At 59.5% G+C, this 25,537-nt stretch carries 22 protein-coding genes and 1 other RNA gene; 16 read left to right on the forward strand and 7 right to left on the reverse strand.

The window, feature by feature from the left end; translation table 11 throughout:
• The first annotated feature begins 87 nt into the window (after positions 1 to 87).
• Together MKS85_RS19630 and MKS85_RS19635 are read left to right on the forward strand one after the other, a co-directional pair.
• Complete coding sequence (locus MKS85_RS19630) at positions 88 to 1,806, forward strand: C13 family peptidase (RefSeq protein WP_188251951.1); 1,719 nt, start codon at positions 88 to 90, stop codon at positions 1,804 to 1,806.
• 27 nt (positions 1,807 to 1,833) lie between these two features.
• Positions 1,834 to 2,475: an oxidoreductase gene (locus MKS85_RS19635; RefSeq protein ID WP_047229480.1), complete on the forward strand. Its 642-nt coding sequence runs from the start codon at positions 1,834 to 1,836 to the stop codon at positions 2,473 to 2,475.
• A gap of 146 nt (positions 2,476 to 2,621) precedes the next feature.
• Here the strand turns inward: MKS85_RS19635 and MKS85_RS19640 are convergent, their stop codons facing one another.
• From MKS85_RS19640 to MKS85_RS19655, 4 genes are all read right to left on the reverse strand, one after another.
• Positions 2,622 to 2,906, reverse strand: coding sequence for a YceK/YidQ family lipoprotein (locus tag MKS85_RS19640; protein ID WP_047229479.1), 285 nt, complete (start codon positions 2,904 to 2,906; stop codon positions 2,622 to 2,624).
• Positions 2,899 to 3,546, reverse strand: a complete 648-nt coding sequence (gene ubiX, locus MKS85_RS19645) for a flavin prenyltransferase UbiX (RefSeq protein WP_139049082.1) — start codon at positions 3,544 to 3,546, stop codon at positions 2,899 to 2,901. Before ubiX ends, MKS85_RS19640 begins: the two co-directional genes overlap by 8 nt.
• Complete coding sequence (mpl, locus tag MKS85_RS19650) at positions 3,543 to 4,892, reverse strand: UDP-N-acetylmuramate:L-alanyl-gamma-D-glutamyl-meso-diaminopimelate ligase (RefSeq protein ID WP_188251950.1); 1,350 nt, start codon at positions 4,890 to 4,892, stop codon at positions 3,543 to 3,545. The genes ubiX and mpl overlap by 4 nt, the downstream gene beginning before the upstream one ends.
• Before the next feature lie 259 nt (positions 4,893 to 5,151).
• Positions 5,152 to 7,056: a sigma-54-dependent Fis family transcriptional regulator gene (locus MKS85_RS19655; protein WP_188251949.1), complete on the reverse strand. Its 1,905-nt coding sequence runs from the start codon at positions 7,054 to 7,056 to the stop codon at positions 5,152 to 5,154.
• Positions 7,057 to 7,346: 290 nt separating this feature from the next.
• On the opposite strand from MKS85_RS19655, the gene MKS85_RS19660 reads away from it, so the two are divergent.
• The 13 genes from MKS85_RS19660 (at position 7,347) to MKS85_RS19720 (ending at position 20,840) form a co-directional block, all read left to right on the forward strand.
• Positions 7,347 to 8,867, forward strand: a complete 1,521-nt coding sequence (locus MKS85_RS19660; RefSeq protein ID WP_076383493.1) for an aldehyde dehydrogenase family protein — start codon at positions 7,347 to 7,349, stop codon at positions 8,865 to 8,867.
• A gap of 267 nt (positions 8,868 to 9,134) precedes the next feature.
• On the forward strand, positions 9,135 to 10,583 hold the full coding sequence (gene eat, locus MKS85_RS19665) for an ethanolamine permease (RefSeq protein WP_047229474.1): 1,449 nt from the start codon (positions 9,135 to 9,137) through the stop codon (positions 10,581 to 10,583).
• Between the two features lie 57 nt (positions 10,584 to 10,640).
• Positions 10,641 to 12,035: an ethanolamine ammonia-lyase subunit EutB gene (locus MKS85_RS19670; protein ID WP_188251948.1), complete on the forward strand. Its 1,395-nt coding sequence runs from the start codon at positions 10,641 to 10,643 to the stop codon at positions 12,033 to 12,035.
• A gap of 27 nt (positions 12,036 to 12,062) precedes the next feature.
• On the forward strand, positions 12,063 to 12,887 hold the full coding sequence (eutC, locus tag MKS85_RS19675; protein WP_188251947.1) for an ethanolamine ammonia-lyase subunit EutC: 825 nt from the start codon (positions 12,063 to 12,065) through the stop codon (positions 12,885 to 12,887).
• Positions 12,888 to 12,993: 106 nt separating this feature from the next.
• Entirely contained in the window at positions 12,994 to 13,455 is a 462-nt protein-coding gene (locus MKS85_RS19680) for an N-acetyltransferase (protein WP_076383489.1), read from the forward strand.
• Positions 13,456 to 13,921: 466 nt separating this feature from the next.
• Positions 13,922 to 14,578: a DedA family protein gene (locus MKS85_RS19685; protein WP_107321807.1), complete on the forward strand. Its 657-nt coding sequence runs from the start codon at positions 13,922 to 13,924 to the stop codon at positions 14,576 to 14,578.
• A 6-nt stretch (positions 14,579 to 14,584) separates the two neighbouring features.
• Positions 14,585 to 15,397, forward strand: coding sequence for a zinc-dependent peptidase (locus MKS85_RS19690; RefSeq protein ID WP_188251946.1), 813 nt, complete (start codon positions 14,585 to 14,587; stop codon positions 15,395 to 15,397).
• Positions 15,398 to 15,508: 111 nt separating this feature from the next.
• On the forward strand, positions 15,509 to 16,036 hold the full coding sequence (ppa, locus tag MKS85_RS19695) for an inorganic diphosphatase (RefSeq protein ID WP_047229468.1): 528 nt from the start codon (positions 15,509 to 15,511) through the stop codon (positions 16,034 to 16,036).
• 195 nt (positions 16,037 to 16,231) lie between these two features.
• Positions 16,232 to 16,963 (forward strand): helix-turn-helix transcriptional regulator, encoded by a 732-nt coding sequence (locus tag MKS85_RS19700; RefSeq protein ID WP_188251945.1) that lies wholly within the window; start codon positions 16,232 to 16,234, stop codon positions 16,961 to 16,963.
• A 542-nt stretch (positions 16,964 to 17,505) separates the two neighbouring features.
• On the forward strand, positions 17,506 to 18,273 hold the full coding sequence (locus tag MKS85_RS19705; protein WP_188251944.1) for an HNH endonuclease: 768 nt from the start codon (positions 17,506 to 17,508) through the stop codon (positions 18,271 to 18,273).
• Between the two features lie 128 nt (positions 18,274 to 18,401).
• Positions 18,402 to 18,785: a nucleotide pyrophosphohydrolase gene (locus tag MKS85_RS19710; protein ID WP_188251943.1), complete on the forward strand. Its 384-nt coding sequence runs from the start codon at positions 18,402 to 18,404 to the stop codon at positions 18,783 to 18,785.
• A 24-nt stretch (positions 18,786 to 18,809) separates the two neighbouring features.
• The gene (locus tag MKS85_RS19715) at positions 18,810 to 20,681 is read left to right on the forward strand and encodes a DUF2075 domain-containing protein (RefSeq protein ID WP_188251942.1); all 1,872 of its coding nucleotides are present in this window, start codon (positions 18,810 to 18,812) and stop codon (positions 20,679 to 20,681) included.
• Positions 20,682 to 20,771: 90 nt separating this feature from the next.
• An RNA gene (locus MKS85_RS19720) (hammerhead ribozyme type II) lies at positions 20,772 to 20,840 on the forward strand.
• A gap of 401 nt (positions 20,841 to 21,241) precedes the next feature.
• Here the strand turns inward: MKS85_RS19720 and MKS85_RS19725 are convergent.
• The 3 genes from MKS85_RS19725 to MKS85_RS19735 form a co-directional block, all read right to left on the reverse strand.
• Entirely contained in the window at positions 21,242 to 21,601 is a 360-nt protein-coding gene (locus MKS85_RS19725; protein ID WP_188251941.1) for a DUF6124 family protein, read from the reverse strand.
• A 602-nt stretch (positions 21,602 to 22,203) separates the two neighbouring features.
• Positions 22,204 to 23,478: a glycoside hydrolase family 68 protein gene (locus tag MKS85_RS19730; protein ID WP_188251940.1), complete on the reverse strand. Its 1,275-nt coding sequence runs from the start codon at positions 23,476 to 23,478 to the stop codon at positions 22,204 to 22,206.
• 495 nt (positions 23,479 to 23,973) lie between these two features.
• On the reverse strand, positions 23,974 to 24,333 hold the full coding sequence (locus MKS85_RS19735) for a DUF6124 family protein (protein WP_188251939.1): 360 nt from the start codon (positions 24,331 to 24,333) through the stop codon (positions 23,974 to 23,976).
• Between the two features lie 574 nt (positions 24,334 to 24,907).
• On the opposite strand from MKS85_RS19735, the gene MKS85_RS19740 reads away from it, so the two are divergent.
• Positions 24,908 to 25,531 carry a CDP-alcohol phosphatidyltransferase family protein gene (locus MKS85_RS19740; RefSeq protein ID WP_188251938.1) on the forward strand — a complete coding sequence of 208 codons (624 nt, stop codon included), beginning with the start codon at positions 24,908 to 24,910 and terminating at the stop codon, positions 25,529 to 25,531.
• Positions 25,532 to 25,537 lie beyond the last annotated feature (6 nt).

Here is a 25,537-nt window from a genome sequence, read left to right on the forward strand (position 1 = left end):
ATGCGAAGCCGCTGCGGCAGTTTCGCATCGCTTCTCCTGACGCGCATTGCTACGGCATACTCGTGACCTGATTATCTGGATCCCGTTATGCGCTCATTTCTCCCTTTGGCCCTGACCCTGCTGCTCACCGCTTGCGGCGACGGCGAATCGCTGTTGCCCCCCGACGCGCGCCTGCCCGACGGCGGACGCTATCGCGGCGACCTGGTGGACGGATTGCTGCAAGGCCAGGGGCGTGTCGACTACCCCAACGGCAGTTGGTACGCCGGGCAGTTCGACAAAGGCCAGTGGCACGGCACCGGGGAATGGCACGGCAGCAATGGCGAGGTCTATCGCGGCCAGTTCCAGCAAGGCCTGTTCAACGGCCAGGGTAGCCTGAGCACGCCCACCAGCAGCTACACCGGCGGCTTCAAGCAAGGCCGGCGCGACGGTGAAGGCACGCTCAAAGAACACGGCATGATCTACCGCGGCGAATTCAAGGCCGACCGCTATTCCGGTTTCGGGCGCCTGGAGCTTGAGGACGGCAGCCAATACCAGGGGCCGTTCGTCAACGGCAAACCCAACGGTGAAGGCCAGCGCTTCGATGCCAGTGGCAACCAGTTCACCGGCAATTTCGTCGACGGCCAGCTCCAGGGCAAAGGCACCTTCAACAGCGCCGAGGGCGATGTCTACATCGGCGGGTTCAAGAACAACCAGCTCAGCGGTCGCGGTCGTTATGAAAATGCCGACGGCGATGTCTGGATCGGCCAGTTCAAGGAAGGCGCGCTCACCGGCAAGGGCCAACTGATCGGTGCCGACGGCAGCCACTACCTCGGTCAATTCAATGACTGGCGCTTTAGCGGCGAGGGCCGGCTGAACCTGCCCGACGGCAGCTTTTATATCGGCCAGTTCGAGAACGACACCTACCACGGGCGCGGCACCCTGGCGCTGACCGATGGCACCGTGCAAAGCGGCACCTGGGCCAACGGCCTGCGAGTACGCGACGCTGGCGGGCGGCTACTGCCGGATGTGCTCGAGCTCGGCCTTTTGGCCCAGGGTCGCCTGTTGGAAAATGCCCTGGCCAATATCCCGGCCTCGACGCCCGCGGTGGAGCTGTACAGCCTGACGGTGGGCGGCGACGGCAAACAGAGTGTGTTCCTGCGCGAGTCCGACTACGTCGCCAATATGCTCACCAGCCGTTTTGGCGCGTTCGGCCAGATCCGCCTGGTCAACCACCGCGATCACCTCGGTGACCGGCCCATGGCCACTCGCGAAAGCCTGCGCCGCGCCGCCAGCGCCCTGGCCGAACGCAGCGGCCCGGAAGACCTGATCTTCATCTACCTGACCAGCCACGGCACCAGCGAACACGAACTGGTGCTCGACCAGCCGCGCATGGAACTGGCCGACCTGCCCGCCGATGAACTGGCCGTGGTGCTGGCGCCGCTGAAGGATCGCGACAAGATCGTGGTGATTTCAGCCTGTTATTCCGGCGGCTTCATCCCGGCGCTCAAGGATGAACGCACCTTGATCATGACCGCTTCCCGCGCCGATCGGGTGTCGTTCGGCTGCTCCGAGGAGGCCAACTTCACCTACTTCGGCGACGCGCTGTTCGCCCAGGCACTGAACCAGACCGACGATCTTGAGCAAGCCTTCAAGCGTGCCAAGGCCACCGTGGCCGAGCGGGAACAGGCGGATAATTTCGAAGCTTCCGAGCCGCAGATCTGGGCGCCCAGGACCGTCCTTTCCCATTGGCAGCTATTGCGCAAGCAACAGGCGCGAAAAGCATTACAAAGTACGGCATTGAACGACGAGGCCCAAAAGAGCAACTAAGCTGAATCGTATCAAGGGGGAAACACTATGTACTTGACGCCTCAGCATGTTTTGCTTGCCGGAGCTTCCGGGTTGACCGGGGAACATCTACTGGACCGGCTGCTCAACGAGCCGACCATCACACGTGTATTGGCGCCTTCACGCCGGCCGCTGGCCGAGCATCCACACTTGGAAAACCCGGTCGGTGAAACAGCCGAACTGCTACCCCGCCTCAGTGGCCAGGTGGACATCGCATTTTGCTGCCTTGGCACGACCATCAAGAAGGCCGGCTCAGAACAGGCGTTTCGCGCGGTGGACCTGGACCTGGTGGTGGCCTTCGCCAAGCGTGCCCGGGAGCTGGGCGCAAGGCACCTGATCGTGATCAGCGCGCTGGGGGCAGACCCTAGCTCTTCGATTTTCTACAACCGTGTCAAAGGCGAAATGGAAGCCGCCCTCAAGGCCCAGGACTGGCCACAACTGACCCTCTGCCGCCCTTCCCTGCTACTGGGCGAACGCACCGAACCGCGGTTGGCCGAACAATTGGCCGGCCCCTTGTCGAGGCTGATTCCCGGCAAGTACCACGGCATCGAAGCCTGCCAACTGGCCCGCGCCATGTGGCGCCTGGCCCTGGAAGAACAGGAAGGGGTGCGGGTGGTGGAGTCGGATGAGTTGCGTAAGTTGGGCAAATAATTGCGGCGCCTGGGCGGACGCCATCGCGAGCAGGCTCGCTCCCACAGTTGACCGAGTTCTTCAGAAGGAATGCGTACCAATGTGGGAGCGAGCCTGCTCGCGATAGCGGTGGCCCAGCTTACATCCATGTTGGATTGTAGCGCTGGTTACAACCCACCCGTAGCCTGAAACCCCACGCCAATCACCGTCAGCAACGACAACGGCAATAACAAGGTATCGAGCAACGCACTGGCCGGCAGATCCACGCCTGGGTAACGCGGCGCTTCGGCGCCAAAGCGGTCCTTGGCGCAACAGCCACCGTTAAGCGCATACAAGTCCAGGCGCGTGCCCGCATACACCACCGGCGCGCCGGGTTTGGCGGCGTCCAGGGTACGGGCGGTGGCGCAGCCGGTCAGTTGCAGCGCCAGCAGCACCACCAGCAGCTTATTCATCACTGCTCAAATGGTACTCGCCCCAGCGCGGCAGCATGTCCTGGGGGATGTTCAGCAGATTGAGAATCCGCGCGACCACAAAATCGATCAGGTCATCGATAGTCTGTGGCTGGTGATAAAAACCCGGAGAGGCCGGCAGAATCGTCACGCCCATGTTCGACAGCTTGAGCATGTGCTCCAGATGAATACTCGAATACGGCGCCTCACGTGGCACCAGGATCAACTGGCGACGCTCCTTGAGCGTCACGTCGGCGGCGCGCTCGATCAGGTTGTTGCAGGCACCGGTGGCAATCGCCGAGAGCGTACCGGTGGAACACGGCACCACCACCATCGCCGCCGGCGCCCCGGAGCCCGAAGCCACCGGCGACATCCAGTCTTCCTTGCCATACACACGAATCTGCCCCGCCGCCGCACCGGTGTATTCAGTGAGGAAGGCCTGCATCATTTGGGTCTTGGCTGGCAGGGTGACGTCGGTCTCGGTGGCCATCACCAATTGCGCCGCCTTGGAGATGAGGAAATGCACCTCGCGGTCTTCCCGCACCAGGCAATCGAGCAGGCGCAAGCCGTACTGGGCGCCGGAAGCACCGGTCATGGCCAGGGTGATGCGGTCGGGGCCATTGCTCTCCGGGCGCGTGTTCATTTCAGTGCCTCGGCCAATTTGCCGTGCAGGCCGCCGAAACCGCCGTTGCTCATGATCACCACGTGAGTACCGGGCTGGGCCTGGCTCTTCACGCGCTCGATGATGCCTTCCAGGGAGTCGCTGACAATCGACGGCACCGTACACAACGCGGCGGTGGCGCCGAGGTCCCAACCCAGGTTGGCCGGCGCGTACCAGATCACCTGGTCGGCATCCACCACGCTTTCCGGCAGGCCGTCGCGGTGGGCGCCGAGTTTCATGGAGTTGGAACGCGGCTCGATGATGGCAATCAGCGGTGCATCGCCGATGCGCTTGCGCAAACCGTCAAGGGTGGTGGCGATGGCCGTCGGGTGGTGGGCGAAGTCGTCATAGATGGTGATGCCGCGCACTTCAGCGACCTTTTCCATCCGCCGCTTCACGCTTTTGAACGCACTCAGCGCGGCGATGCCCATGGACGGCACCACGCCGACATGACGAGCCGCAGCCAGGGTCGCCAGGGCGTTGGCGACGTTGTGCTGGCCGGTCATGTCCCAATCGACCACACCTTGGGCCACGCCTTCGAACATGACTTCGAACTGCGAACCGTCGTCCTTGAGCAACTTCACTTGCCACTGCCCGCCGGCACCGGTGGTTTGCACCGGGGTCCAGCAACCCATTTCGATCACCCGCTGCAACGCGGGCTCGGTGGTCGGATGGATGACCAGGCCTTCACTTGGAATGGTGCGCACCAAATGGTGGAACTGCCGCTCGATGGCCGACAGATCGGGGAAGATGTCGGCGTGATCGAACTCAAGGTTGTTGAGGATCGCGGTGCGCGGACGGTAGTGGACAAATTTCGAGCGTTTGTCGAAGAACGCGCTGTCGTATTCATCGGCCTCGATCACGAAGAACGGCGTACCACCCAGGCGCGCCGACACCGAGAAATTCTGCGGCACGCCGCCGATCAGGAAGCCCGGGCTCATGCCCGCGTGCTCCAGCACCCAGGCGAGCATGCTGCTGGTGGTGGTCTTGCCATGGGTGCCGGCCACGGCCAGGACCCAACGGCCCTGCAACACATGGTCGGCCAGCCATTGCGGGCCGGACACGTAAGGCAGGCCTTTGTTGAGCACGTATTCAACCGCCGGATTGCCACGGGACATGGCGTTGCCGATGACCACCAGGTCCGGCGCGGGGTCCAGTTGCGCTGGGTCGTAGCCTTGGGTCAGCTCAATGCCCTGGGCCTCCAGCTGCGTGCTCATCGGCGGGTAGACGTTCGCGTCGGAACCGGTCACGTGATGGCCCAGCTCCTTGGCCAATACCGCCATCGAGCCCATGAAAGTGCCGCAAATACCGAGAATATGGATGTGCATAGTCGACCTCGTAAACATGGCCGCAGGTTAGCGTAGGGAGGGGGAAATCGCACCTTGTGTTTCGAACTGCAACCATCAGAACACCGCAAATCCTCTGTGGGAGCGAGCTTGCTCGCGATAGCGGTGGGTCAGTTTGCGGCGATGTTGGATGTGCCGCCGCCATCGCGAGCAAGCTCGCTCCCACATTCAACCGCATTCCTTCTGCAAGAACTCGGTCAACTGTGGGAGCGGGCTTGCTCGCGAATGGCCACGACGCGGCTCAGCGGGCGATGGCGTGTTTGCGCAGTTTCCGATAAAGCGTATTGCGGCTGATGCCCAGTTGCTCGGCGGTGTGGGTCATGTGCCAGCGCTGGCGCTCCAGTGCATCGAGCAGCGCCAACCGCTCGGCATCTTCCAGCGGGCGTTCCGCCACGGTTTCAACCGACGCCACCGGACACTGGCGAATCATCGCCGGCAGATCCTCCAGCCCGATCCGCCCGCCGTCGCACAACGCAGCAAGGGTGCGCAGCACATTGCGCAGTTGCCGCACGTTGCCCGGCCAATCAAAACTCAGCAATGCCTGGCGCGCCGGTTCGTCGATCGCCACCGCTTCGGCGCCCGCTTCTTCGGCCAACAGAAAATCCAGCAACTGGGACTTGTCGCTGCGCTCGCGCAACGCCGGCAAAGGGATCTCCAGGCCGTTGAGGCGATAGTACAAGTCCTCGCGAAAACTGCCGTCGCGCACCCGATCAAGCAACTGACGGTGGGTGGCGCTGATGATGCGCACGTTCACCGCTTCGGGTTCGCCACCGATGGGCACCACCTGGCGATCTTCCAGCACCCGCAGCAAACGGGTCTGCAAGGCCAGGGGCATGTCACCGATCTCATCCAGAAACAGCGTGCCCCCGTCGGCCTGTTGCAGCTTGCCGCGCATGCCTTCCTTGCGCGCACCGGTGAAGCTGCCGCCGCGATAACCGAACAGCTCACTCTCGATCAGGCTTTCCGGGATGGCTGCGCAGTTAAGCGCCACGAAGTTTTTCCCGGCACGCTGGCTGGCGTGATGCACGGCTTTGGCGAAGGCTTCTTTACCAGAGCCGGTTTCGCCATGGATCAGCAGCGGCACATCGCGCTCAAACACCCGCAGCGCCTTGCGAAAATGCTCTTGCAACACCGCATCTCCCAGGCAGATGCCCGGTAACCGGGCGGGCTCGATGGCTTTAAACGCAGGGACGACCGGGACCGGCACACTGCGCGGCTGCCCCCGCAGCACGGCAAACAAATGCCGCCCGTCACGGGTGCGCAACGGCCAACTGGCGCTGGCCTGGGTGCTGGCCCGTCCGAGCAGCTCATCCAGTGAACAATCGAAAAAGTCTTCCACCCGCTGACCCAGCAAGCCACCGCGAATATGCCCCAACAGGTTCAGCGCGCTCTGGTTGACCGCGCTGATCCGCCCTTCGCCGTCGAACGCCAGCAGCCCCTCGCTGAACAACCCCACAGACTCGGCCTGCAAGTGAAAACGCAGCAGCCATTGATTGTCGAAGCAGCGCAGGAAATAGCAGCTCTCGATCATCTTCGCCGAGAGGTTGACCAGGGCCATGGTGTGGAACTGGCTCTGGCGCGACACGTCCGGCCGGGCCGATGACACATCCAGCACCGCAAGCAGTTCGCCATGGGGATCAAAAACCGGGCTGGCCGAGCAGGTCAGGCCGGTGTGGCGGCCGCGAAAGTGTTCTTCCTGGTGAATGGTCAGGGCCTGGCGCTCCACCAGGCAGGTGCCGATGCCGTTGGTGCCTTCGCAGGCTTCGCTCCAGTCGGCGCCGAGCCAGAGGCCGGCCCGTTCGAAAATCTTGCGCTCACTGGGGGCGGTGACACAGTTGAGGATCACGCCGCGCGCGTCGGTCAGCAGCACCGCGTGGCCGGCGCCGGAGAGTTGTTGATGCAGGCTGGTCATTTCCGTGCCGGCGATGTGCAACACCTGTTGCAGGCGCTCGCGGCTTTCCAGCACCCGGCCATGCTCAAGCACCGTCGGCGCCAGGTTCTGCGCCGGGTCGAGGTGATAGTCCTCAAGGCAGCGCAGCCAGGAACGGGCAATCGACGGATCGCTGCCAGGGCCCTGCAAATGGGCCTTGCCCTGGGTGACCGTCAGGACTTGTTGGGCATGGCGACTCAAGTGGTTGCTGTGCATTTCTTATTGTTCTCCCCGAGGGTAGCGGCCCTCAGCATCCTCCAGCCACTGGCGCTTTGCAATGCTGGCGCGACCTGTCAGTCACAGACTGTCTCGCATCTGGCACAAACTGTCACACCCGCTGTATCGCTATCGTCACGCAGGGCATCCGTTTGTCCGACGAACTGCTCCTAAAGTCTTGATTTACGGGCCTTGCAAGGCAGTGGCCCGACCTTTGCTCTAGGCTTAATTACCAGCGCTCAATTTTGCGCGGCCTCCCGTATAAGCACAAAAGCCAAGGAGAACTCATCATGCGTTACGCTCACCCCGGTACTGAAGGCGCTATCGTTTCGTTCAAGAGCAAATACGGTAACTACATCGGCGGCGAGTTCGTCGCGCCTGTCAAAGGTCAGTACTTCACCAATACTTCCCCGGTCAATGGCCAGCCCATTGCCGAATTCCCGCGTTCCACCGCCGAAGACATCGAAAAAGCCCTGGACGCCGCCCACGCCGCTGCCGATGCCTGGGGCGCCACGTCCGCCCAGGCCCGTTCGCTGGTCCTGCTGAAAATCGCCGACCGCATCGAAGCAAACCTTGAGGTTCTGGCGATCACCGAGTCCTGGGACAACGGCAAGGCCGTGCGCGAAACCCTCAACGCCGACATCCCCCTGGCCGCCGACCATTTCCGCTACTTCGCCGGTTGCCTGCGCGCCCAGGAAGGCAGCGCCGCCGAGATCGACGGCAACACCGTGGCCTATCACATCCATGAACCGCTGGGCGTGGTCGGGCAGATCATCCCGTGGAACTTCCCGCTGCTGATGGCCGCCTGGAAACTCGCCCCGGCCCTGGCCGCCGGTAACTGCGTGGTGCTCAAGCCCGCCGAGCAAACCCCATTGGGCATTTGCGTGCTGATGGAGCTGATCGGCGATCTGCTGCCACCTGGCGTACTGAACGTGGTGCAAGGCTTCGGCAAGGAAGCCGGTGAAGCCCTGGCCACCAGCAAGCGCATCGCCAAGATCGCCTTCACCGGCTCGACCCCGGTCGGCTCGCACATCATGAAATGCGCGGCCGAGAACATCATCCCGTCTACCGTGGAATTGGGCGGCAAGTCGCCGAACATCTTCTTCGAAGACATCATGCAGGCCGAGCCGAGCTTCATTGAGAAAGCGGCCGAAGGCCTGGTGCTGGCGTTCTTCAACCAGGGTGAAGTCTGCACTTGCCCTTCCCGCGCCCTGGTGCAGGAGTCGATCTACGACGAGTTCATGAAAGTTGTGATGAACAAAGTCCTGCAGATCAAGCGCGGCGACCCGCTGGACACCGACACCATGGTCGGCGCCCAGGCGTCCGAGCAGCAATTCGACAAGATTCTTTCGTACCTGGAAATCGCCAAGGGCGAAGGCGCCGAACTGCTGACCGGCGGCCGGGTGGAAAAACTCGAGGGCAACCTGGCCACGGGTTATTACATCCAGCCCACCCTGCTCAAGGGCACCAACAAGATGCGCGTGTTCCAGGAAGAAATCTTCGGCCCAGTGGTGAGCATCACCACCTTCAAGGATGAAGCCGAAGCCCTGGCCATCGCCAACGACACCGAGTTCGGCCTCGGCGCCGGTCTCTGGACCCGCGACATCAACCGCGCCTACCGCATGGGCCGGGCGATCAAGGCCGGTCGCGTCTGGACCAACTGCTACCACCTCTACCCGGCCCATGCGGCGTTTGGTGGCTACAAGAAGTCCGGCGTGGGTCGTGAAACCCACAAGATGATGCTCGATCATTACCAGCAGACCAAGAACCTGCTGGTGAGCTATGACATCAATCCGTTGGGGTTCTTCTAAGGCATTGGGGCGAGGCAGGTGGTTCTGCTTCGCCCTTGAGATTGCTATCGCGAGCAGGCTCGCTCCCACACAGGATTTGTGGATGGCGCTCCAGTTTCGGCTGGCCCAACTCCCCTGTGGGAGCGAGTCTGCTCGCGAAAGCGGTGTGTCAGTCACATAGTTGCTCAAGGTGCCGCCGCCTTCGCGAGCAAGCCCGCTCCCACAGGGGTACTGCGCTAATCCGGCGATCAGGCTAGACAAAAAAACAATAAAAACAGGTAAACCCTTATGCCAAGCGATCAAGCAAACCCGCAACCGGCAACGTCCTCGGTCGACTTTGAAAAAGTCGGCTCCGAATACTTCCAACAACGTGAACTGAAAAAAGGCGCGGCGGGCTGGGTCCTGCTGGTGGGCCTGGGGGTGGCGTATGTCATTTCCGGGGACTACGCCGGCTGGAACTTCGGCCTGGCCCAGGGCGGTTGGGGCGGGATGTTTCTTGCCACGCTGCTGATGGCCGCGATGTACCTGTGCATGTGCTTTTCCCTGGCCGAGCTGTCCTCGATGATTCCTACCGCTGGCGGCGGCTATGGCTTTGCCCGTAGCGCATTCGGGCCCTGGGGCGGGTTTCTCACGGGCACGGCGATCCTCATCGAGTACGCCATCGCCCCCGCGGCGATTGCCGTGTTCATCGGCGCGTATTGCCAATCGCTATTCGGCATTGGCGGCTGGATGATCTATCTGGCGTTCTACATCATCTTCATCGCCATCCACATATTCGGCGTGGGTGAAGCGCTCAAGCTGATGTTCATCATCACTGCCGTCGCCGCCCTGGCATTGGGGGTGTTTCTGGTGGCGATGGTGCCGCACTTCGACGTCGCCAACCTGCTGGACATCCCGGTCACCGCAGCCACGGGCGCCAGCCCATTCCTGCCGTTCGGCTACGTCGGCGTGTGGGCAGCCATTCCGTATGCCATCTGGTTTTTCCTGGCCGTGGAAGGCGTACCGCTGGCGGCTGAAGAAACCAAGAACCCCAAGCGCGACCTGCCGCGCGGCCTGATCGGCGCCATGCTGGTGCTGGTGGCGTTTGCCCTGCTGATTCTGGTGATCGGCCCAGGCGGTGCGGGTTCCAATGCGCTGATGGCTTCGGGCAACCCGCTGGTGGAAGCCCTGGCCAAGGCCTACGGCGGCTCGACCTGGATGGGCAACTTCGTCAACCTGGTGGGCCTGGCGGGCCTGATCGCCAGCTTCTTCTCGATCATCTACGCCTACTCGCGGCAGATCTTCGCGTTGTCTCGCGCCGGTTACCTGCCACGCAAGCTCTCCGAAACCAATAAAAGCAAAGCACCAGTATTGGCGCTGGTCATCCCCGGCATTATCGGTTTCGGTCTGTCCCTGACCGGCCAGGGCGATCTGCTGATTCTGGTGGCGGTGTTCGGCGCCACCATCTCCTACGTGCTGATGATGGCCGCGCACATCACCCTGCGCATCCGCCGCCCCAAAATGGACCGGCCATACCGCACACCGGGAGGCATCTTCACCTCGGGCGTGGCCCTGGTGCTGGCGTGCATCGCCGTAGTAGCGGGCTTTCTGGTGGATCCGCGGGTGGTCATCGGCGCGGCGATCATCTATGGAGTGTTAATTGCTTACTTCGCGTTCTACAGTCGGCATCACTTGGTAGCAGGCACGCCCGAAGAAGAATTCGCGGCCATTCAGAAAGCTGAAGAAGCCTTGCACTAAGTTGTAAAACGCCGAAAACCACGGCGCCGCCCAGCGGCGCCGTCACGGAGAACCTGTATGGCCAGTTTTGCACACACGGTCGGCGCCCAGACCTACCGCTTCGACAGCCTCAAAGACCTGATGGCGAAGGCCAGCCCGGCGCGTTCCGGGGATTTCCTGGCCGAGGTCGCGGCGCTCAACGATGGCGAACGCGTAGCAGCGCAAATGGCCTTGGCCGACCTGCCCCTCAGCCATTTCCTGCAAGAAATGCTGATTCCTTACGAGGACGACGAAGTCACCCGACTGATCGTCGACACCCACGATAAACAGGCCTTCGCCGCCGTCAGCCACCTCACCGTCGGCGGTTTTCGCGACTGGCTGCTCAGCGATGTGGCCGACGAACACAGCCTACGGGCGCTGGCCCCGGGCCTGACCCCGGAAATGGTCGCCGCCGTGTCGAAGATCATGCGCGTGCAGGACCTGGTGCTGGTGGCGCAGAAAATCCGCGTGGTGACGAAATTTCGCGGCACCCTCGGCCTGCGCGGGCGACTGTCGACCCGCCTGCAACCCAACCACCCCACCGACGAACCCGCCGGGATCGCCGCGAGCATCCTCGACGGCCTGCTCTTCGGCAATGGCGACGCCATGATCGGCATCAACCCGGCCACCGACAGCACAGCGTCGATCTGCGCCATGCTGGAAATGCTCGACGCCATCATCCAGCGCTACGACATCCCGACCCAAGGCTGCGTGCTGACCCACGTCACCACTTCCATTGAAGCGGCGAACCGTGGCGTGCCCCTGGACCTGGTGTTCCAGTCCATCGCCGGCACCGAAGCGGCCAACGCCAGTTTCGGCATCAACCTGACCGTCTTGCAGGAAGGCTACGATGCCGGGCTGAGCCTGAATCGCGGCACCTTGGGCAACAACCTGATGTATTTCGAAACCGGCCAGGGCAGTGCCCTGTCAGCCAACGCCCACCACGGTGTCGATCAACAGACCTGCGAAACCCGGGCCTACGCCGTCGCACGGCATTTCAAGCCGTTTTTGGTGAACACGGTTGTAGGATTTATCGGCCCGGAATACCTGTACAACGGCAAACAGATCATCCGCGCCGGCCTGGAAGATCACTTCTGCGGCAAGCTTTTGGGCGTGCCGATGGGTTGCGACATTTGCTACACCAACCACGCCGAAGCCGACCAGGACGACATGGACACTCTGCTGACCCTGCTGGGCGTGGCCGGGATCAACTTCATCATGGGCATCCCCGGCTCCGACGACATCATGCTCAACTACCAGACCACTTCGTTCCACGACGCCCTCTACGCCCGCCAGACCCTGGGCCTGAAGCCGGCGCCGGAATTCGAAACGTGGCTGGCGAACATGGGCATTTTCACCCAGGCCGATGGCCGGGTGCGGTTCGGCGACAACCTGCCACCGGCGTTTCGTCACGCATTAGCTCATTTGGGATAAGCCGCATTTGGGATGAGAGAACTGCCCATGGATAAAAAACCTGTAGATCCACAAAACCCTTGGCTGAATCTGCGCAACCTCACCCCGGCGCGCATCGCCCTGGGCCGCACCGGCACCAGCCTGCCGACCTCGGCGCAACTGGATTTCCAGTACGCCCATGCCCAGGCTCGGGACGCCGTGCACCTGGCCTTCGATCATGAAGGCATTCGCGCGCAACTGACTGAACGCGGCCGCGAAAGCCTGCTGCTGCACAGCGCCGCCAGCGACCGCAACAGCTACCTGCAGCGCCCGGACCTGGGCCGACGGCTCGATGAAGCCTCCGTCCAGATCCTGCAGGAGCACGTCGCGGCCAATCCCGGCGGCGTAGACCTGGCCATCGTGGTGGCCGACGGCCTGTCGGCGCTGGCGGTGCATCGGCATACCTTGCCGTTCCTGGCGCGGCTGGAAGAACAGACCGCCGCTGATGGTTGGTCAACCTCGCCAGTGATTCTGGTGGAACAGGGCCGCGTCGCGGTGGCCGATGAGGTGGCGCAGCGGCTCGGCGCAAAAATGTCGGTGATCCTGATCGGCGAACGCCCCGGCCTCAGTTCCCCCGACAGCCTGGGTTTGTATTTCACCTACAACCCTAAGGTCGGCCTGACCGATGCGTATCGCAACTGCATCTCCAACGTCCGGCTCGAAGGTTTGAGCTACGGCATGGCCGCCCATCGCCTGATCTACCTGATGCGCGAGGCCTGCCGCAGACAGCTCTCGGGGGTCAACCTGAAGGACGAAGCCCAGGTCCAAACTCTAGACTCGGAAAACACCGCCGATATGAAAGGTAACTTCCTACTGATGCCGCCCCGAAGCTGATCCGTTTACAAGTTTGCGTTTTTGATCCGCTTTCAGGCAGCATCGAAGCACGGCAGAACGCCGTTGTTGTCCGAGTATCTGTCGACCTTTGCAGACGAGACCTACTATGCGGATTATCCAAGCGACCCTGGAACACCTGGACCTGCTGACCCCATTGTTCGTCAAATACCGGGAATTCTATGGCTCGCTGCCCTACCCGGATTCGTCCCGAGCCTTCCTCGAAAAACGCCTGCGCCGCAAGGAATCGGTGATCTACCTGGCGTTGCCTGATGACGATGACAACCGGTTGCTGGGCTTCTGCCAGCTCTATCCAAGCTTCTCGTCACTGTCGCTCAAGCGCGTGTGGATCCTCAACGACATCTACGTCGCCGAAGACGCCCGCCGCCAACTGGTAGCCGACAACCTGATCCGCACCGCGAAAAAAATGGCCAAGGAAACCAACGCCGTACGCATGCGCGTCTCCACCAGCAGTAACAACGAGGTGGCGCAGAAAACCTACGAGTCCATCGGCTTCAAGGAAGACACCGAGTTCAAGAACTACGTGTTGCCGATCAGCGAAGAGCTCTGACCCGATTACCGCGGACTGATCGTTCCCACGCTCCCGCGTGGGAATGCCGCCAGGGACGCTCCGCGTTCCGCTTGACGCAGAGCGTCACGGGATGCATTCCCACGCGGAGCGTAGGAACGATCGATAACCCCTGTGGTTGGGTGAAATGTTGTGGCGAGGGGATTTATCCCCGCTGGGCTGCGCAGCAGCCCCAGAACCTGAGCACGCGGTGCATCAGGCAGACCGGGTTGGCTGCATTTGGGACCGCTTCGCGCTCCAGCGGGAGCAAGCTCCCTCGCCACAGAGTTCTTCACCCAGCCAGAAGCCTCCCGACATCCCCCGCTACAAACTCACCACGCACACCACCCTCGACCTCGTATAATGCCGCTCTTCCCGGCTTGTAAGAAAAAGCTACACGCGCTGTAGCCTTACTCGAAGCCCGACCCACAGGCCCCACCCAGTCAGGCCGCGACCACAGGTGCTTTGCATGGATTTCAACCCCCTCGACCTCATTCTGCATCTCGATGTGTACCTCGACCTGCTGGTGACCAACTACGGGCCGTGGATCTACGCCATCCTGTTCCTGGTGATCTTCTGCGAAACCGGCCTGGTGGTGATGCCCTTCCTGCCGGGCGATTCCCTGCTGTTCATCGCCGGCGCGGTAGCCGCCGGTGGCGGCATGGACCCGGTGCTACTCGGTGGCCTGCTGATGCTGGCGGCGATCCTCGGCGACAGCACCAACTACATCATTGGCCGCACCGCAGGCGAACGGCTGTTCAGCAACCCGAACTCGAAAATCTTCCGCCGCGACTACCTGCAACAAACCCACGACTTCTACGACAAGCACGGCGGCAAAACCGTGACCCTGGCGCGCTTCCTGCCGATCATCCGCACCTTCGCCCCCTTCGTCGCCGGCGTTGCAAAAATGCCCTACCCGCGCTTCTTCGCCTTCAGCGTCCTGGGCACCATCCTGTGGGTCGGCGGCCTGGTCACCCTCGGGTTCTTCTTCGGCAACGTGCCATTCATCAAGCAGAACCTGTCCCTGCTGGTGCTGGGCATCATCCTGCTGTCGCTGGTACCGATGATCATCGGCGTGATCCGCAGCCGCCTCGCCGCCAGCGCCTCGAAAGCCCATCCGCGCTGATCGCCCATGTGGTCCCTGAGCGGCTGGCGCCGGCAACGCACCCTCGCCAAACATCCCGTCAGCGAGGAAACCTGGCAGCGGGTGCGTCACCAGTTGAGCTTTCTCGACGGCATCAGCGCCGCCGAGGACCAATGGCTGCGCGAAGCCTGCGTGCTGTTCCTGCATGACAAACACCTGAGCGCCCTGCCCGGCGTCGAACTGCACCAGGAACAACACCTGCTGCTCGCCGCTCAGGCCCAATTGCCGCTGATGCACCTCGGCGACTTGAACTGGTACCAGGGCTTCCACGAAATCGTGCTCTACCCCGACGACTTCCTCAGCCCCCAACGCTACCGCGACGCCAGCGGCATCGAGCACGAATGGGACGGCGAACACAGCGGCGAAGCCTGGCCCCAGGGCCCGATCATCCTGGCCTGGGACGGCGTGCTCGCCAGCGGCGGCTGGGACGGCTACAACCTGGTGATCCACGAGCTGGCGCACAAACTCGACATGCTCAACGGCGACGCCAACGGCCTGCCACCGCTGCATGCCGACATGCGGGTCAAAGACTGGGCCGACGCCATGCAACAGGCTTTCGACGACCTCAACCGCCAACTGGACCAGGATCCGGACGCAGAAACCGTCATCGATCCCTACGCTGCGGAGAATCCGGCGGAGTTCTTCGCCGTCACCAGCGAATACTTCTTCAGCGCCCCAGACCTGCTGCACCAGGCGTACCCGCGGGTCTATGAGCAGCTCAAGGCGTTCTACCGCCAGGACCCGCTGGCCCGGCTGCGGCAACTTCAAGCCGAAGATCCGGTCTATCAGGCGTCATACTAAGGTCTCTAAGACCCTTGTAACGTGGCATCGACGGCCGAATATGCCTATAATCGCCGCCACTTTTTGGTCAATCCGACCAGTCATTTGGTCAATTAACGGGGGCACCGCCCAATGAGCTACAGCAAGATTCCGGCTGGCAAAGACCTGCCGAACGACATCTACGTCGCGATCGAAATCCCGGCCAACCACGCCCCGATCAAATACGAAATCGACAAAGACAGCGATTGCCTGTTCGTTGACCGTTTCATGGCCACCCCAATGTTCTACCCGGCCAACTACGGTTTCATCCCCAACACCCTGGCCGACGACGGTGACCCCCTCGACGTGCTGGTCGTGACCCCTTACCCAGTCGCCCCAGGCTCGGTCATCCGCGCCCGTCCGGTCGGCATCCTGAACATGACCGACGACGGCGGCGGCGACGCCAAAGTCATCGCCGTACCGCACGACAAACTGTCGCAACTGTACGTCGACGTGAAGGAATACACCGACCTGCCAGCCCTGCTGATCCAGCAGATCGAACACTTCTTCGAGAACTACAAGGATCTCGAGAAAGGCAAGTGGGTCAAGATCGAAGGCTGGGCCGGTGCAGACGCCGCCCGCGAAGCGATCACCAAGTCGGTTGCCGCCTACAAAGGCTGAGACTGAAGTAAAGAAGAACCCCGGTTTGCACCGGGGTTTTTTTATGTCTTAATGATGTTAAATACGAAGTTGTATTAATACCGTTTAACCCCGTTTAGCCCGCCCCTTTCAAATCCTGCAAACGGAAAGATCGTCTTATATATTTGCACGACATGTTTATTGCCGAAAATACAGTCGCCCCTAAACTTTCCGTTTATGAAAATACTTTCCAGTGGCGACCGCTTCAGAGCCCTTCTAAAAGAAGCGAATATCCGATCCGCCGACTTCGCGAAGTTATACGGCGTGAAATCCCAGCACATAAACAACTGGTTCAACCGTGGCATCCCGCCAGGGCGCATCTACTCCATCGCCAGCCTGCTGACCGTCAGCCCGCAATGGCTCGCCACCGGCGAAGGCCCGCAGACCCCACTGGGCCTGGGCCCCGGCATCACCTATGAAGCCGCCGAAAACGATGGCGTCTACAGCGTGCAAGAGACCACGGACATCGAACTGCCCCTCTACAAGGAAGCCCCCATCGCCCCCGGCGAAACCAAAACCCACATCATCGAAATCCCCGACCAAACCATCCGCCTGCCCCGCAGCCACCTAGAATCCCTGGAAATCGACCCCGGCGACGCCATCTGCACCACCATGGTCGGCGACAGCATGGCCGAACGCATCGAAGACGGCTCCACCCTCGCCATCGACCGCGGCCTGACCCAAATCGTCGACGGCCATATCTATGCGCTTGAGCACGACGGCATGCTGCGTATCAAATACCTGCACCGCATTCCCGGTAATCGGCTACGCCTGCGTAGCCATAACTGTGCTGCGTATCCTGACGAGGTCTTCAGCGCCGAACAGATCGACGCGCAAAACATAAAAGTCATCGGCTGGGTCTTCTGGTGGTCCACCCTGAACAAACAACGACCGCCGGTGTTCGATTGACCTACACGGATGGGCGGACTGTGGCAGGAGCTCCCTGTGTTGAGGAGATTTGGGGGGATTCTGTGGCGAGGGGATTTATCCCCGCTGGGCTGCGAAGCAGCCCCCCTGCTCCTCCCCCTAACCCAATGATTCAAAACACAACTTACCTCTGGAATTCCCCCCCAAACCCGCGTACCCTGCGCCCCACATTTGCGAGCCAACACCTCGCACCGACAAGGCAGATCACTTTCTGACCAAGTCCCACAGCCGGCCGCAAGAGCCGGATGTACGTTTTGAAGGCTGGTGAGGTTTGTCAAAAACGAACTGAGTTAGTCAACGAGAAGCCGGCCATAAGCCGGCTTTTTAATGTCTGAAAATCCTATCCCCATCCGAAACTCCGTCTGCTAGCCAAGCTACGCTCGTGTGAGCAATCCCCCTCTGTCCTCACGGAGGAAGCCATTCGAACGCCGCATGATTCCCAAACGCCACTAGAAGAGAATATTCTTACGGCATATTGCGCTGTTTCCTACAGCAAAACGGGAACCCTACGGATAGACCCCGCCATGTCCTCTTCACCTACCAGTAATCAATCCAATCCCCCTTGGAGCCGCGACGAACTAGTCCTCGCCCTCAACCTATACCTCCTTTATCGCAATGGTTTGCCCGGTGTGAATCATCCAGAAGTCCGAGCCTTATCAGAGAGCCTTAATCTCATTGGTAACGCTACCGGAGTGAGTAAGAACCAGAGCTTTCGTAACACCAATGGTGTTTACATGAAGCTCAACAATTTCCGTCGCTGGGATCCGAGCTACACCAACACCGGTCGTACAGGTCTTGCAAAAGGAAATAAGGACGAGGAGTTGGTATGGCTGGAGTTCGCTAATAACCCCGAGCACCTCGCCGCAGTTGTGGCAGCCATTATGGCGAACGTTGACACCACTTCTTCTACACAAATAGATCTAAGCGCGGAAGAAGAACCGGGCTTCTTCGAAGCAGAGGAAGGAAAAGTGTTAACCCGCGTACACCGTGTACGGGAAAGGGATAAAAAACTCGTCAAACGTAAAAAGGACGAAGCCCTAAAAAAATTCGGTGCTCTACAGTGCGAAGCCTGTGGCTTCAACTTCAGCAAAACATACGGCCCAGACGTCGAAGGCGTTATCGATGTGCACCACACGAAGCCACTGCATACGCTCCAACCCGGCGATAAAACCAAGCTCGCAGACCTGGCTTTGCTATGTGCCAATTGCCATCGCGTGGTGCATTCACGCCGTAAGTGGCTGAGTGTGGCCGAGGTCAAGGACCGCTACCAAGCAGCCGAAAACAAAGCCTGAACTGGGCCGACTGTCCAAGGGCAAATCAGTGAAAAGCCCACGACCCCAAAAGAAAACTCTTACAATCCATCCCTAGATTTCTGACGTGGCTGTTGTCACGTTTCTGGTGGCAAACGAGAGGCAAGCCTGTGAGCAAGGCCGATGGCACCCCCAAGCAATTAATCGACGTGAAAAATCTTGCAGCGTCGCTTCAACGCTTTGCAGATGACCGCGACTGGCAACAATTCCACTCGCCCAAAAACCTTCTGCTCGCGCTGACAGGCGAGGTGGGTGAGCTTTGCGAAGTTTTCCAATGGATGAGCGAAGCCGATTCAGTGGCTGCCGCGAAGCATCCCGCAACCGCCCAAGCCGTGAAGGACGAGCTAGCCGACGTACTCATGTACTTGGTCCGCCTGAGTAGCGTACTCGGTGTCGATCTCAACGAAGCGGTCACGAGCAAACTGGCTCTGAACGACCAGAAATACCCCGTCGACAAAGCTAAAAGCACCAGCAAAAAGTACGACCAACTCTGACCTTCAGTGCTCTAAGGATCTCTTGTGATCGTTTACGCTGCGACCAAACAGCAATTCTTAAAAGACAACGATAACGACGACATTGAAGAAGTGATCCTACGACACTTCAAAGAGGCCACCGGCAAGAAGGTAGGCGCGTCGGAGATTAGATCCTGGCAGGGATCCCTGACCTACATGGCCAAGGTGCTTCGAGATGACGACCTACCCAGCGATGCTGGTCTGGCCATTGAATTACATATTCCACAGTCCTCGAAACGCATCGATTTTTTGCTCACGGGACGTGATGAGAACCAAGCAAAAAAGGCTGTATTGATCGAACTGAAGCAATGGAGCAAGGCGAGCGCAACCACCAAGGACGCAATTGTCAAAACCGCCTTGGGTGGCGGTCTCGTTGAAACCATTCACCCGTCCTACCAGGTATGGTCGTATGCGGCGCTGCTGGAAGGCTTCAACGAAGCGGTCTATGACAAAAGCATCGAAATTCGCCCCTGTGCCTATCTGCATAACTATGTCAGTGACGGCGTCATCGACTCTGCTCACTATGAAGCCCATACCAGTAAAGCTCCGCTATTCCTCAAAGGCCCCGAGGAACTGAGCAAACTACGGAGCTTTCTGAAAAAACACATCACTTACGGCGACAACAAGGAGGTTCTTTACGAACTCTCCAACGGAAAAATTCGGCCATCCAAAGCGTTAGCCGAGGCGCTGACGGGGCTTATGGATGGCAAACCTGAGTTTGTGTTGATTGACGACCAGAAAGAAGTCTTCGAGTCAGCACTCGTTGCGGCGAGTGAAGCGTCCATAGCAGCGCCAAAGGTGCTGATCATCGAGGGCGGTCCAGGGACCGGAAAAACCGTTCTGGCAATCAACTTGCTGGTAAGACTCACCGCGTTAAAGCTGCTGAGCAAATACGTCTCGAAAAACGCAGCGCCTCGCAAGGTGTATGAAAGCAAACTCGTTGGTACGATCAAACGCAGCCATTTTTCCAATTTCTTTTCTGGCTCGGGTGCGTTTATCGAAACTGAGCCCAACACGTTCGACGCTCTGATCGTTGACGAAGCTCACCGGCTTAATGAAAAAAGCGGTCTGTATGGAAACCTGGGCGAGAACCAAATCAAGGAACTGATCAATTCTTCGAAATGCTCGATTTTCTTCATCGACGAAGATCAACGCGTGACCTTGAACGACATCGGTAGCAAGCAGGCTATTCGTACCTTTGCGAAATCCAAAGGCGCAACCGTGGAGGAATACACACTGTCCTCTCAGTTCCGTTGCAGCGGCTCTGATGGTTATCTGGCGTGGTTGGATGACGTATTGGCTATTCGACCGACCGCCAATCCGCTACTCGATACTAGTGAGTACGAGTTCAAGGTGTTCAACACCCCTCAGGCAATGCACGCGGCCATTGAGCAGAAAAACCACGGAAACAAAGCTCGCGTAGTTGCAGGTTACTGCTGGCCTTGGCTCAGTAAAAAAGACCCCAAGGCGTCCGATGTCGTGATCGGCGATGATTATGCGCGTCAATGGAACCTGGATCAGGACGGTAGTTTGTGGATCATTGCGGAAAACTCCATTGAACAGGTCGGTTGCATCCACACCTGCCAGGGGCTGGAAGTCGACTATATAGGCGTAATCATCGGGCCGGATTTGATCGTTCGTGACGGGAAAGTGCTGACAGCGCCGCACAAGCGTGACAAGTACGACAAATCGATTCGTGGTTGGAAAAAACTGATGAAAGAGCAGCCAGATTTCGCCCAGAAGGAAACGGATCTGATCATCAAAAACACGTATCGGACACTGATGACCCGAGGGATGAAAGGCTGCTACCTGTACTGCACTGATCAGGAGACGGCCCAATACTTTGAGAGTCGGCTTGCCAAGTACAGCAACGACTGACGATCTGAGTCAAGGCATCAGACCTACGTTACCAACAGCGGATCACGGCACCGTAATAGACCAAGTCTGCTGGGCTGGTTAACATTGGCGCGCCGAAACGCACTCCAGCAGGTGCGTCTCTCAGAGGTGGCCTCCTGAGACTGATGATGGCGGGCGTTGTTCTAGGAGTTATAGGTCCTACGGGCTTCATTGCAGGTTTTGTAATTTCAGAAATCATCTCCCACCTATCAAATCTCAAAATGGAGGATTTTCATATGGTCAAGAAGGTAAAACACGAGGTAATGGCATACGTAAAACGCTTCACGAGCCGCGTCATCGCGTCTCTGGAGGCCCACCTCCCTTCCAGGCGAAGCCTGCTGAAGAGCTTGTGAAATTCAAGCGAAAAGGAATCTGAGAAATCGCTTTATCGGGTAACGTTAGCCAACCGAATTTGACATGGCGAAGACCAACAGGGTGCGGCCCTGCACAATTTTGAGAGCTCATCGTTCCGGCTCTCGGGCACAAAAAAGGCCTTGCCATGCAAGACCTTTTTTCATACCAGGGGTAAGCGCAGCCCCTTGCTACCTCACCTCAACAATATCCAAAGCCCGATTCGCCAACAGTTCACTCAGCTCAATCACCTGCAAAATCCCCATCGCAACACGCCGTCGCGACCCATCCAGATCAAACGCCAAATCACTGATCATGGCATTGGCCGAAGCCAGATTTTCGCTGAGATTGGCAAGCAGACATTCCGAATCAACATCCGGTGCGATACGGAAGATGGTGTTGGGCTTGTCAGACGTTTCGTTCTTCGGCGTAGGGTTCAGATAGAAATCCAAAGCCCGATTGGCAGCATCATCAAGCTTCTTGTTACGAGCCGACTGAACACGAGACACGGTTTCGTCGGTAGCTGGCGGGTTCGGTGTGATTTTGACCATGGCAAAGCTCCTAGAGTCTGTTGGAGCTACCACCATTCGCTGCGAAACGAAGTTGGGGTGGCAGCTGTACGCGGGTTCGCAGACCGGGACTCTAGGGACCGGCAGACCCGAGGGTCTCCCACGCACAGCCACCTCTGACGAAATCGCAGACATGGGCGATCTGCTTTCGAAGGTGACGTTGTGCGCCTATAGAGTCCGGGCTGCGAAACCCGATCACTGATGAGCAGTGACGGATTCAAACTACCGAGGGGACCCAAGGCGCACAAGCCGGCGGATTCTGGCGTAGTTGTAGGCAATGGCGCAAGGCGATGTCGGTCGGGGCTAGTCTCGTGGAGTCACGATAAACAGCGGGCCTGAATGCTGCGGATACACCGCTATCGCGAGCAAGCTCGCTCACACAGAGGAGCTTGTGTACATACGTCGCGGGGAAATGCATTCGCGACCGGCTACATCCTTGCAGCCAGTCGCGAAGAGGGTTACGACTCGTTGTTCAATGGGGTTTGCGAGCAACGTCGCAATGCATCAGGCGGGATATCTCGATCATATCCACAACGGTTTTGACATCGACCTCAAATCCGCTGCCTGCCCCCCCTGCGTCGCTATTACTTGAGTGTGACGTCGAGCATCGGCGGGATGTAACCGTAGTCGTACTCGGCCACCACGAAGGTCTGCTGCCCTTTTATTTTCATGCCCACCGTGGGTGCCTCAGTGCCACCGACACGAATCTGCGTGCCGGCTTCGTCGGTCGGTACGCTGTCGATAAAAGAGGTCACCAAGCCGTTTGGCATTACATAGTGCGAGTAGGTCTGGAATGGCTGGGAGGACGGGTTGCCCAGCACCAGGCCGGAACCGTTCAGCGGCACGTAAGGGCCGAAGAGCGAGTCCGCGACGAAACCGTACACGCCGTCCGGCCCGGTCACGCCGTCGGCATAGGTGAAGGTATGGCTAATCGTGAACAGGTAGTACTTGCCATCCTGGAACACGAAGTGCGGGCGCTCGGTCTGGTCGTTTACCCCCACGGCGGTCAGCAGTGGCGGCAACATTTCCCAGTCGTCACCGTCCGCGTCGCGGGCTACGGCGATGCCAACACAGGCGGTCTGGAAGCGCGAGTTGCCGACATCTTCATAACCCGGCGGCACATCGCCGATTTCTGCCTCTCCCACTTTGTGCGAGCCGCGCTCACCGGCCACGTTACCCTCGAACAGCATGTACAGCTTGCCGTCTTTCGGGTCGCGGAATGGCCATGGGTCGCGGAAACCCCAGAAAGCGTTTTGTGCTTCGGTCTGATACATATTGCCGTCGGCCTCGAACAGCGGCTTGACCTTCTCGAAGCCGACCATGCTGACACCATGTTCAGTGGTCACCACCCGACCACGCACCTTGACGATGGTCGCGCCTGGGGTGACGGCGGTGTAATACAGATCCACTTCACCGCGGTCGTTCAACAGGATCGGCGTACCGGCCCATTCGCGAGCGGTCGGCGAAACGCCTTCGGCCATCACGCGGCCACCGAATTCCCAGTTCTTGCCGGTACGAGAAAACCAGTAGTACATCTTTGCCCGACCGTGACGATCGTTCCAATCGCGAAGGATGTCGTAGTTACCGTCCTCGTCGAGGTACTGCGGGTCGTTTGGATGACGATCGGCCGTCAGGGTGAAGATCACCGACCAGCCATCGACGGACGTCACGTTACCGTCCAAGTCGCGCAGGGGCATGGTGTCCCAGATAAACACGTCGTTGTTCAATACCGGGAAATCCGCGCTGACCAGCGGCTGAGTGGTGGTGGGATCGTCCGCCCGGACTTTCAACGCATCAGCGCGGGTCCAAAGGCTGGGTTGATGGGGTGTTACACCGAATTTTTCAGTGTTGGTTTTCATAAGGTAGTGCCTCGTCCATGAATGGATTCAAATAAATGACGCTTTAGAAATACTGTATGTGCATACAGTTAAACCACCTTATAGAGGCTCACCCATGTGGGTCAAGCGAAAAAATGCATTTGTGCATATTTTGGTTTTTTATTCGAGCTGATACGTTTCAGCCATGAACGTTTGCAGAAGTTAGTTCCAAGGGAGATCGGCGACGTTGCCTGCACGCTCGGTGCTTTGAATCGCTGACTGGTGGAAGGCGCGCGTAGCTGCGCAATGGGAGGCAATGCATAGAGGGAGCGGATCGCCGTGATCTGCTCGTGAGGTGGTGAATCAGTGGCTCTGATGTTGACTGGTGTATCGCTATCGCGAGCAGGCTCGCTCCCACAGGGGATGCGCGAAATGACTGCTATGGCGGTGGGTCAGATGCTTGATGGGGCTCGGCCACAAAAAAAGGCCTTGCTGAGCAAGACCTTTTTTCCTACCTGGGGTAAGCGCGGCCCCTTGTTACCTCACCTCAACAATATCCAAAGCCCGATTCGCCAACAGTTCACTCAGCTCAATCACCTGCAGAATCCCCATCGCAACACGCCGACGCGAGCCATCCAGATCGAACGCCAAATCACTGATCATGGCATTCGCCGACGCCAGGTTTTCACTGAGATTGGCCAGCAGACATTCGGAGTCAACATCAGGATCAATACGGAAGATGGTGTTGGGATTGTCAGACGTTTCCTTCTCAGGCGTGGGCTTCAGGTAGAAATCCAAAGCCCGATTGGCAGCGTCATCAAGTTTCTTGTTACGAGCAGACTGAACACGAGACACGGTTTCGTCTGTAGCTGGGGGGTTGGGTGTAATTTTGACCATAGCCTTAGCTCTCTTTGGTTGAGGCTACGACCCGCTCGCGACTAAACGATTGGGAGGCAGCTGTACGCAGGTTAGTCGACCGACGAGCTAAGGAATCGGCGCGCCCGAGGGCGCCCTGCGCACAGCCACCATCGGGTGCAGGAATGGGAATACCTGACTGATGGACGCTTGAGCGACTTAGCAACGACGGGCGACTAAACCCGATCACTGATGGGCAGTGACAGGATCCAAATTACCGACGCGACCCAAGGCGCACAAGCCGGCGGATTCTGGCGTAGTTGTAGGCAATGGCGCAAGGCAGCGTCGGGTGGCTGTTGGGGTTGTGTCGGGGGTTGCTGGTTGGTGGGCAGGCTGTTGCCTTGTTTGGCTGATGAACCGCTATCGCGAGCAAGCTATGCTCCCACAGAGGCTTGTGGCAAGCCCGCTCCTACAGGGGTTCTTTATTCACCGGAGAATTCGTTGCCAGATGCCTACCCGCGCGCATTCTCGAGAATTACCCCTCCAGCCAACCCCCAACTATCGTAATCTCGCAGCTGAACAAGCCCAGCCCTGCAACCGGCCGAGATTCATTCCCATGCCCTCCATCTACCAGCTCAAACCCGCCTTCCAGAACCTGCTGCGCCCCATGGTTCAGCGTCTTTACGACAAGGGCATCACCGCCAATCAGGTCACCCTGCTCGCTGGCATTGTCTCTGTGTTGGTGGGGGCCGTGGTGGCGTGGTTCGCCAATCATCCGGGGGTGTTTATCCTGGTGCCAATCTGGATGCTTCTGCGCATGGCGTTGAACGCGGTGGATGGCATGTTGGCGCGGGAGTTCGGGCAGCAATCGCATCTGGGCGCCTACCTCAATGAGCTATGCGATATCATCGCCGACGCTGCCTTGATCCTGCCTTTTGCCTTGTTTGCCGACGCCAGTCTGTTGCTGGTGTTGTTGGTCACGCTGTTGGCGTTGTTCAGCGAATACGCCGGTGTGCTGGGGGCGATGGTCGGGGCTTCGCGGCGCTATGACGGGCCGATGGGCAAGAGTGATCGCGCCTTTGTGTTGGGCGTGCTGGCGACCGGGATTGCCCTGGGTTGGCTCGGGACACTCTGGGTTGATGGTGTGATGGCGGTGGTAGCCGCCCTGCTGGTTTATACCTTGGTCAATCGGGTGCGTCATGGCCTGAATCAAGTGACGGAAAACGCTCCCTCAGCATAAGGAAGT

The organism is Pseudomonas sp. JL2 (assembly GCF_031570495.1).
Taxonomy (GTDB): Bacteria; Pseudomonadota; Gammaproteobacteria; order Pseudomonadales; family Pseudomonadaceae; genus Aquipseudomonas; species Aquipseudomonas rhizophila.

Bases quoted from the DNA above. Each gene is read 5' to 3' on its own strand.
- MKS85_RS19635 (WP_047229480.1), top strand. From the start codon at position 1,834: ATGTACTTGACGCCTCAGCATGTTTTGCTTGCCGGAGCTTCCGGGTTG.
- MKS85_RS19655 (WP_188251949.1), bottom strand. From the start codon at position 7,056: ATGCACAGCAACCACTTGAGTCGCCATGCCCAACAAGTCCTGACGGTC.
- MKS85_RS19685 (WP_107321807.1), top strand. From the start codon at position 13,922: ATGGATTTCAACCCCCTCGACCTCATTCTGCATCTCGATGTGTACCTC.
- MKS85_RS19725 (WP_188251941.1), bottom strand. From the start codon at position 21,601: ATGGTCAAAATCACACCGAACCCGCCAGCTACCGACGAAACCGTGTCT.
- MKS85_RS19700 (WP_188251945.1), top strand. From the start codon at position 16,232: ATGAAAATACTTTCCAGTGGCGACCGCTTCAGAGCCCTTCTAAAAGAA.
- MKS85_RS19730 (WP_188251940.1), bottom strand. From the start codon at position 23,478: ATGAAAACCAACACTGAAAAATTCGGTGTAACACCCCATCAACCCAGC.
- MKS85_RS19640 (WP_047229479.1), bottom strand. From the start codon at position 2,906: ATGAATAAGCTGCTGGTGGTGCTGCTGGCGCTGCAACTGACCGGCTGC.
- MKS85_RS19680 (WP_076383489.1), top strand. From the start codon at position 12,994: ATGCGGATTATCCAAGCGACCCTGGAACACCTGGACCTGCTGACCCCA.
- MKS85_RS19630 (WP_188251951.1), top strand. From the start codon at position 88: ATGCGCTCATTTCTCCCTTTGGCCCTGACCCTGCTGCTCACCGCTTGC.
- ppa (WP_047229468.1), top strand. From the start codon at position 15,509: ATGAGCTACAGCAAGATTCCGGCTGGCAAAGACCTGCCGAACGACATC.
- MKS85_RS19705 (WP_188251944.1), top strand. From the start codon at position 17,506: ATGTCCTCTTCACCTACCAGTAATCAATCCAATCCCCCTTGGAGCCGC.
- mpl (WP_188251950.1), bottom strand. From the start codon at position 4,892: ATGCACATCCATATTCTCGGTATTTGCGGCACTTTCATGGGCTCGATG.
- MKS85_RS19690 (WP_188251946.1), top strand. From the start codon at position 14,585: ATGTGGTCCCTGAGCGGCTGGCGCCGGCAACGCACCCTCGCCAAACAT.
- MKS85_RS19740 (WP_188251938.1), top strand. From the start codon at position 24,908: ATGCCCTCCATCTACCAGCTCAAACCCGCCTTCCAGAACCTGCTGCGC.
- eutC (WP_188251947.1), top strand. From the start codon at position 12,063: ATGGATAAAAAACCTGTAGATCCACAAAACCCTTGGCTGAATCTGCGC.
- MKS85_RS19660 (WP_076383493.1), top strand. From the start codon at position 7,347: ATGCGTTACGCTCACCCCGGTACTGAAGGCGCTATCGTTTCGTTCAAG.
- MKS85_RS19670 (WP_188251948.1), top strand. From the start codon at position 10,641: ATGGCCAGTTTTGCACACACGGTCGGCGCCCAGACCTACCGCTTCGAC.
- MKS85_RS19735 (WP_188251939.1), bottom strand. From the start codon at position 24,333: ATGGTCAAAATTACACCCAACCCCCCAGCTACAGACGAAACCGTGTCT.
- ubiX (WP_139049082.1), bottom strand. From the start codon at position 3,546: ATGAACACGCGCCCGGAGAGCAATGGCCCCGACCGCATCACCCTGGCC.
- eat (WP_047229474.1), top strand. From the start codon at position 9,135: ATGCCAAGCGATCAAGCAAACCCGCAACCGGCAACGTCCTCGGTCGAC.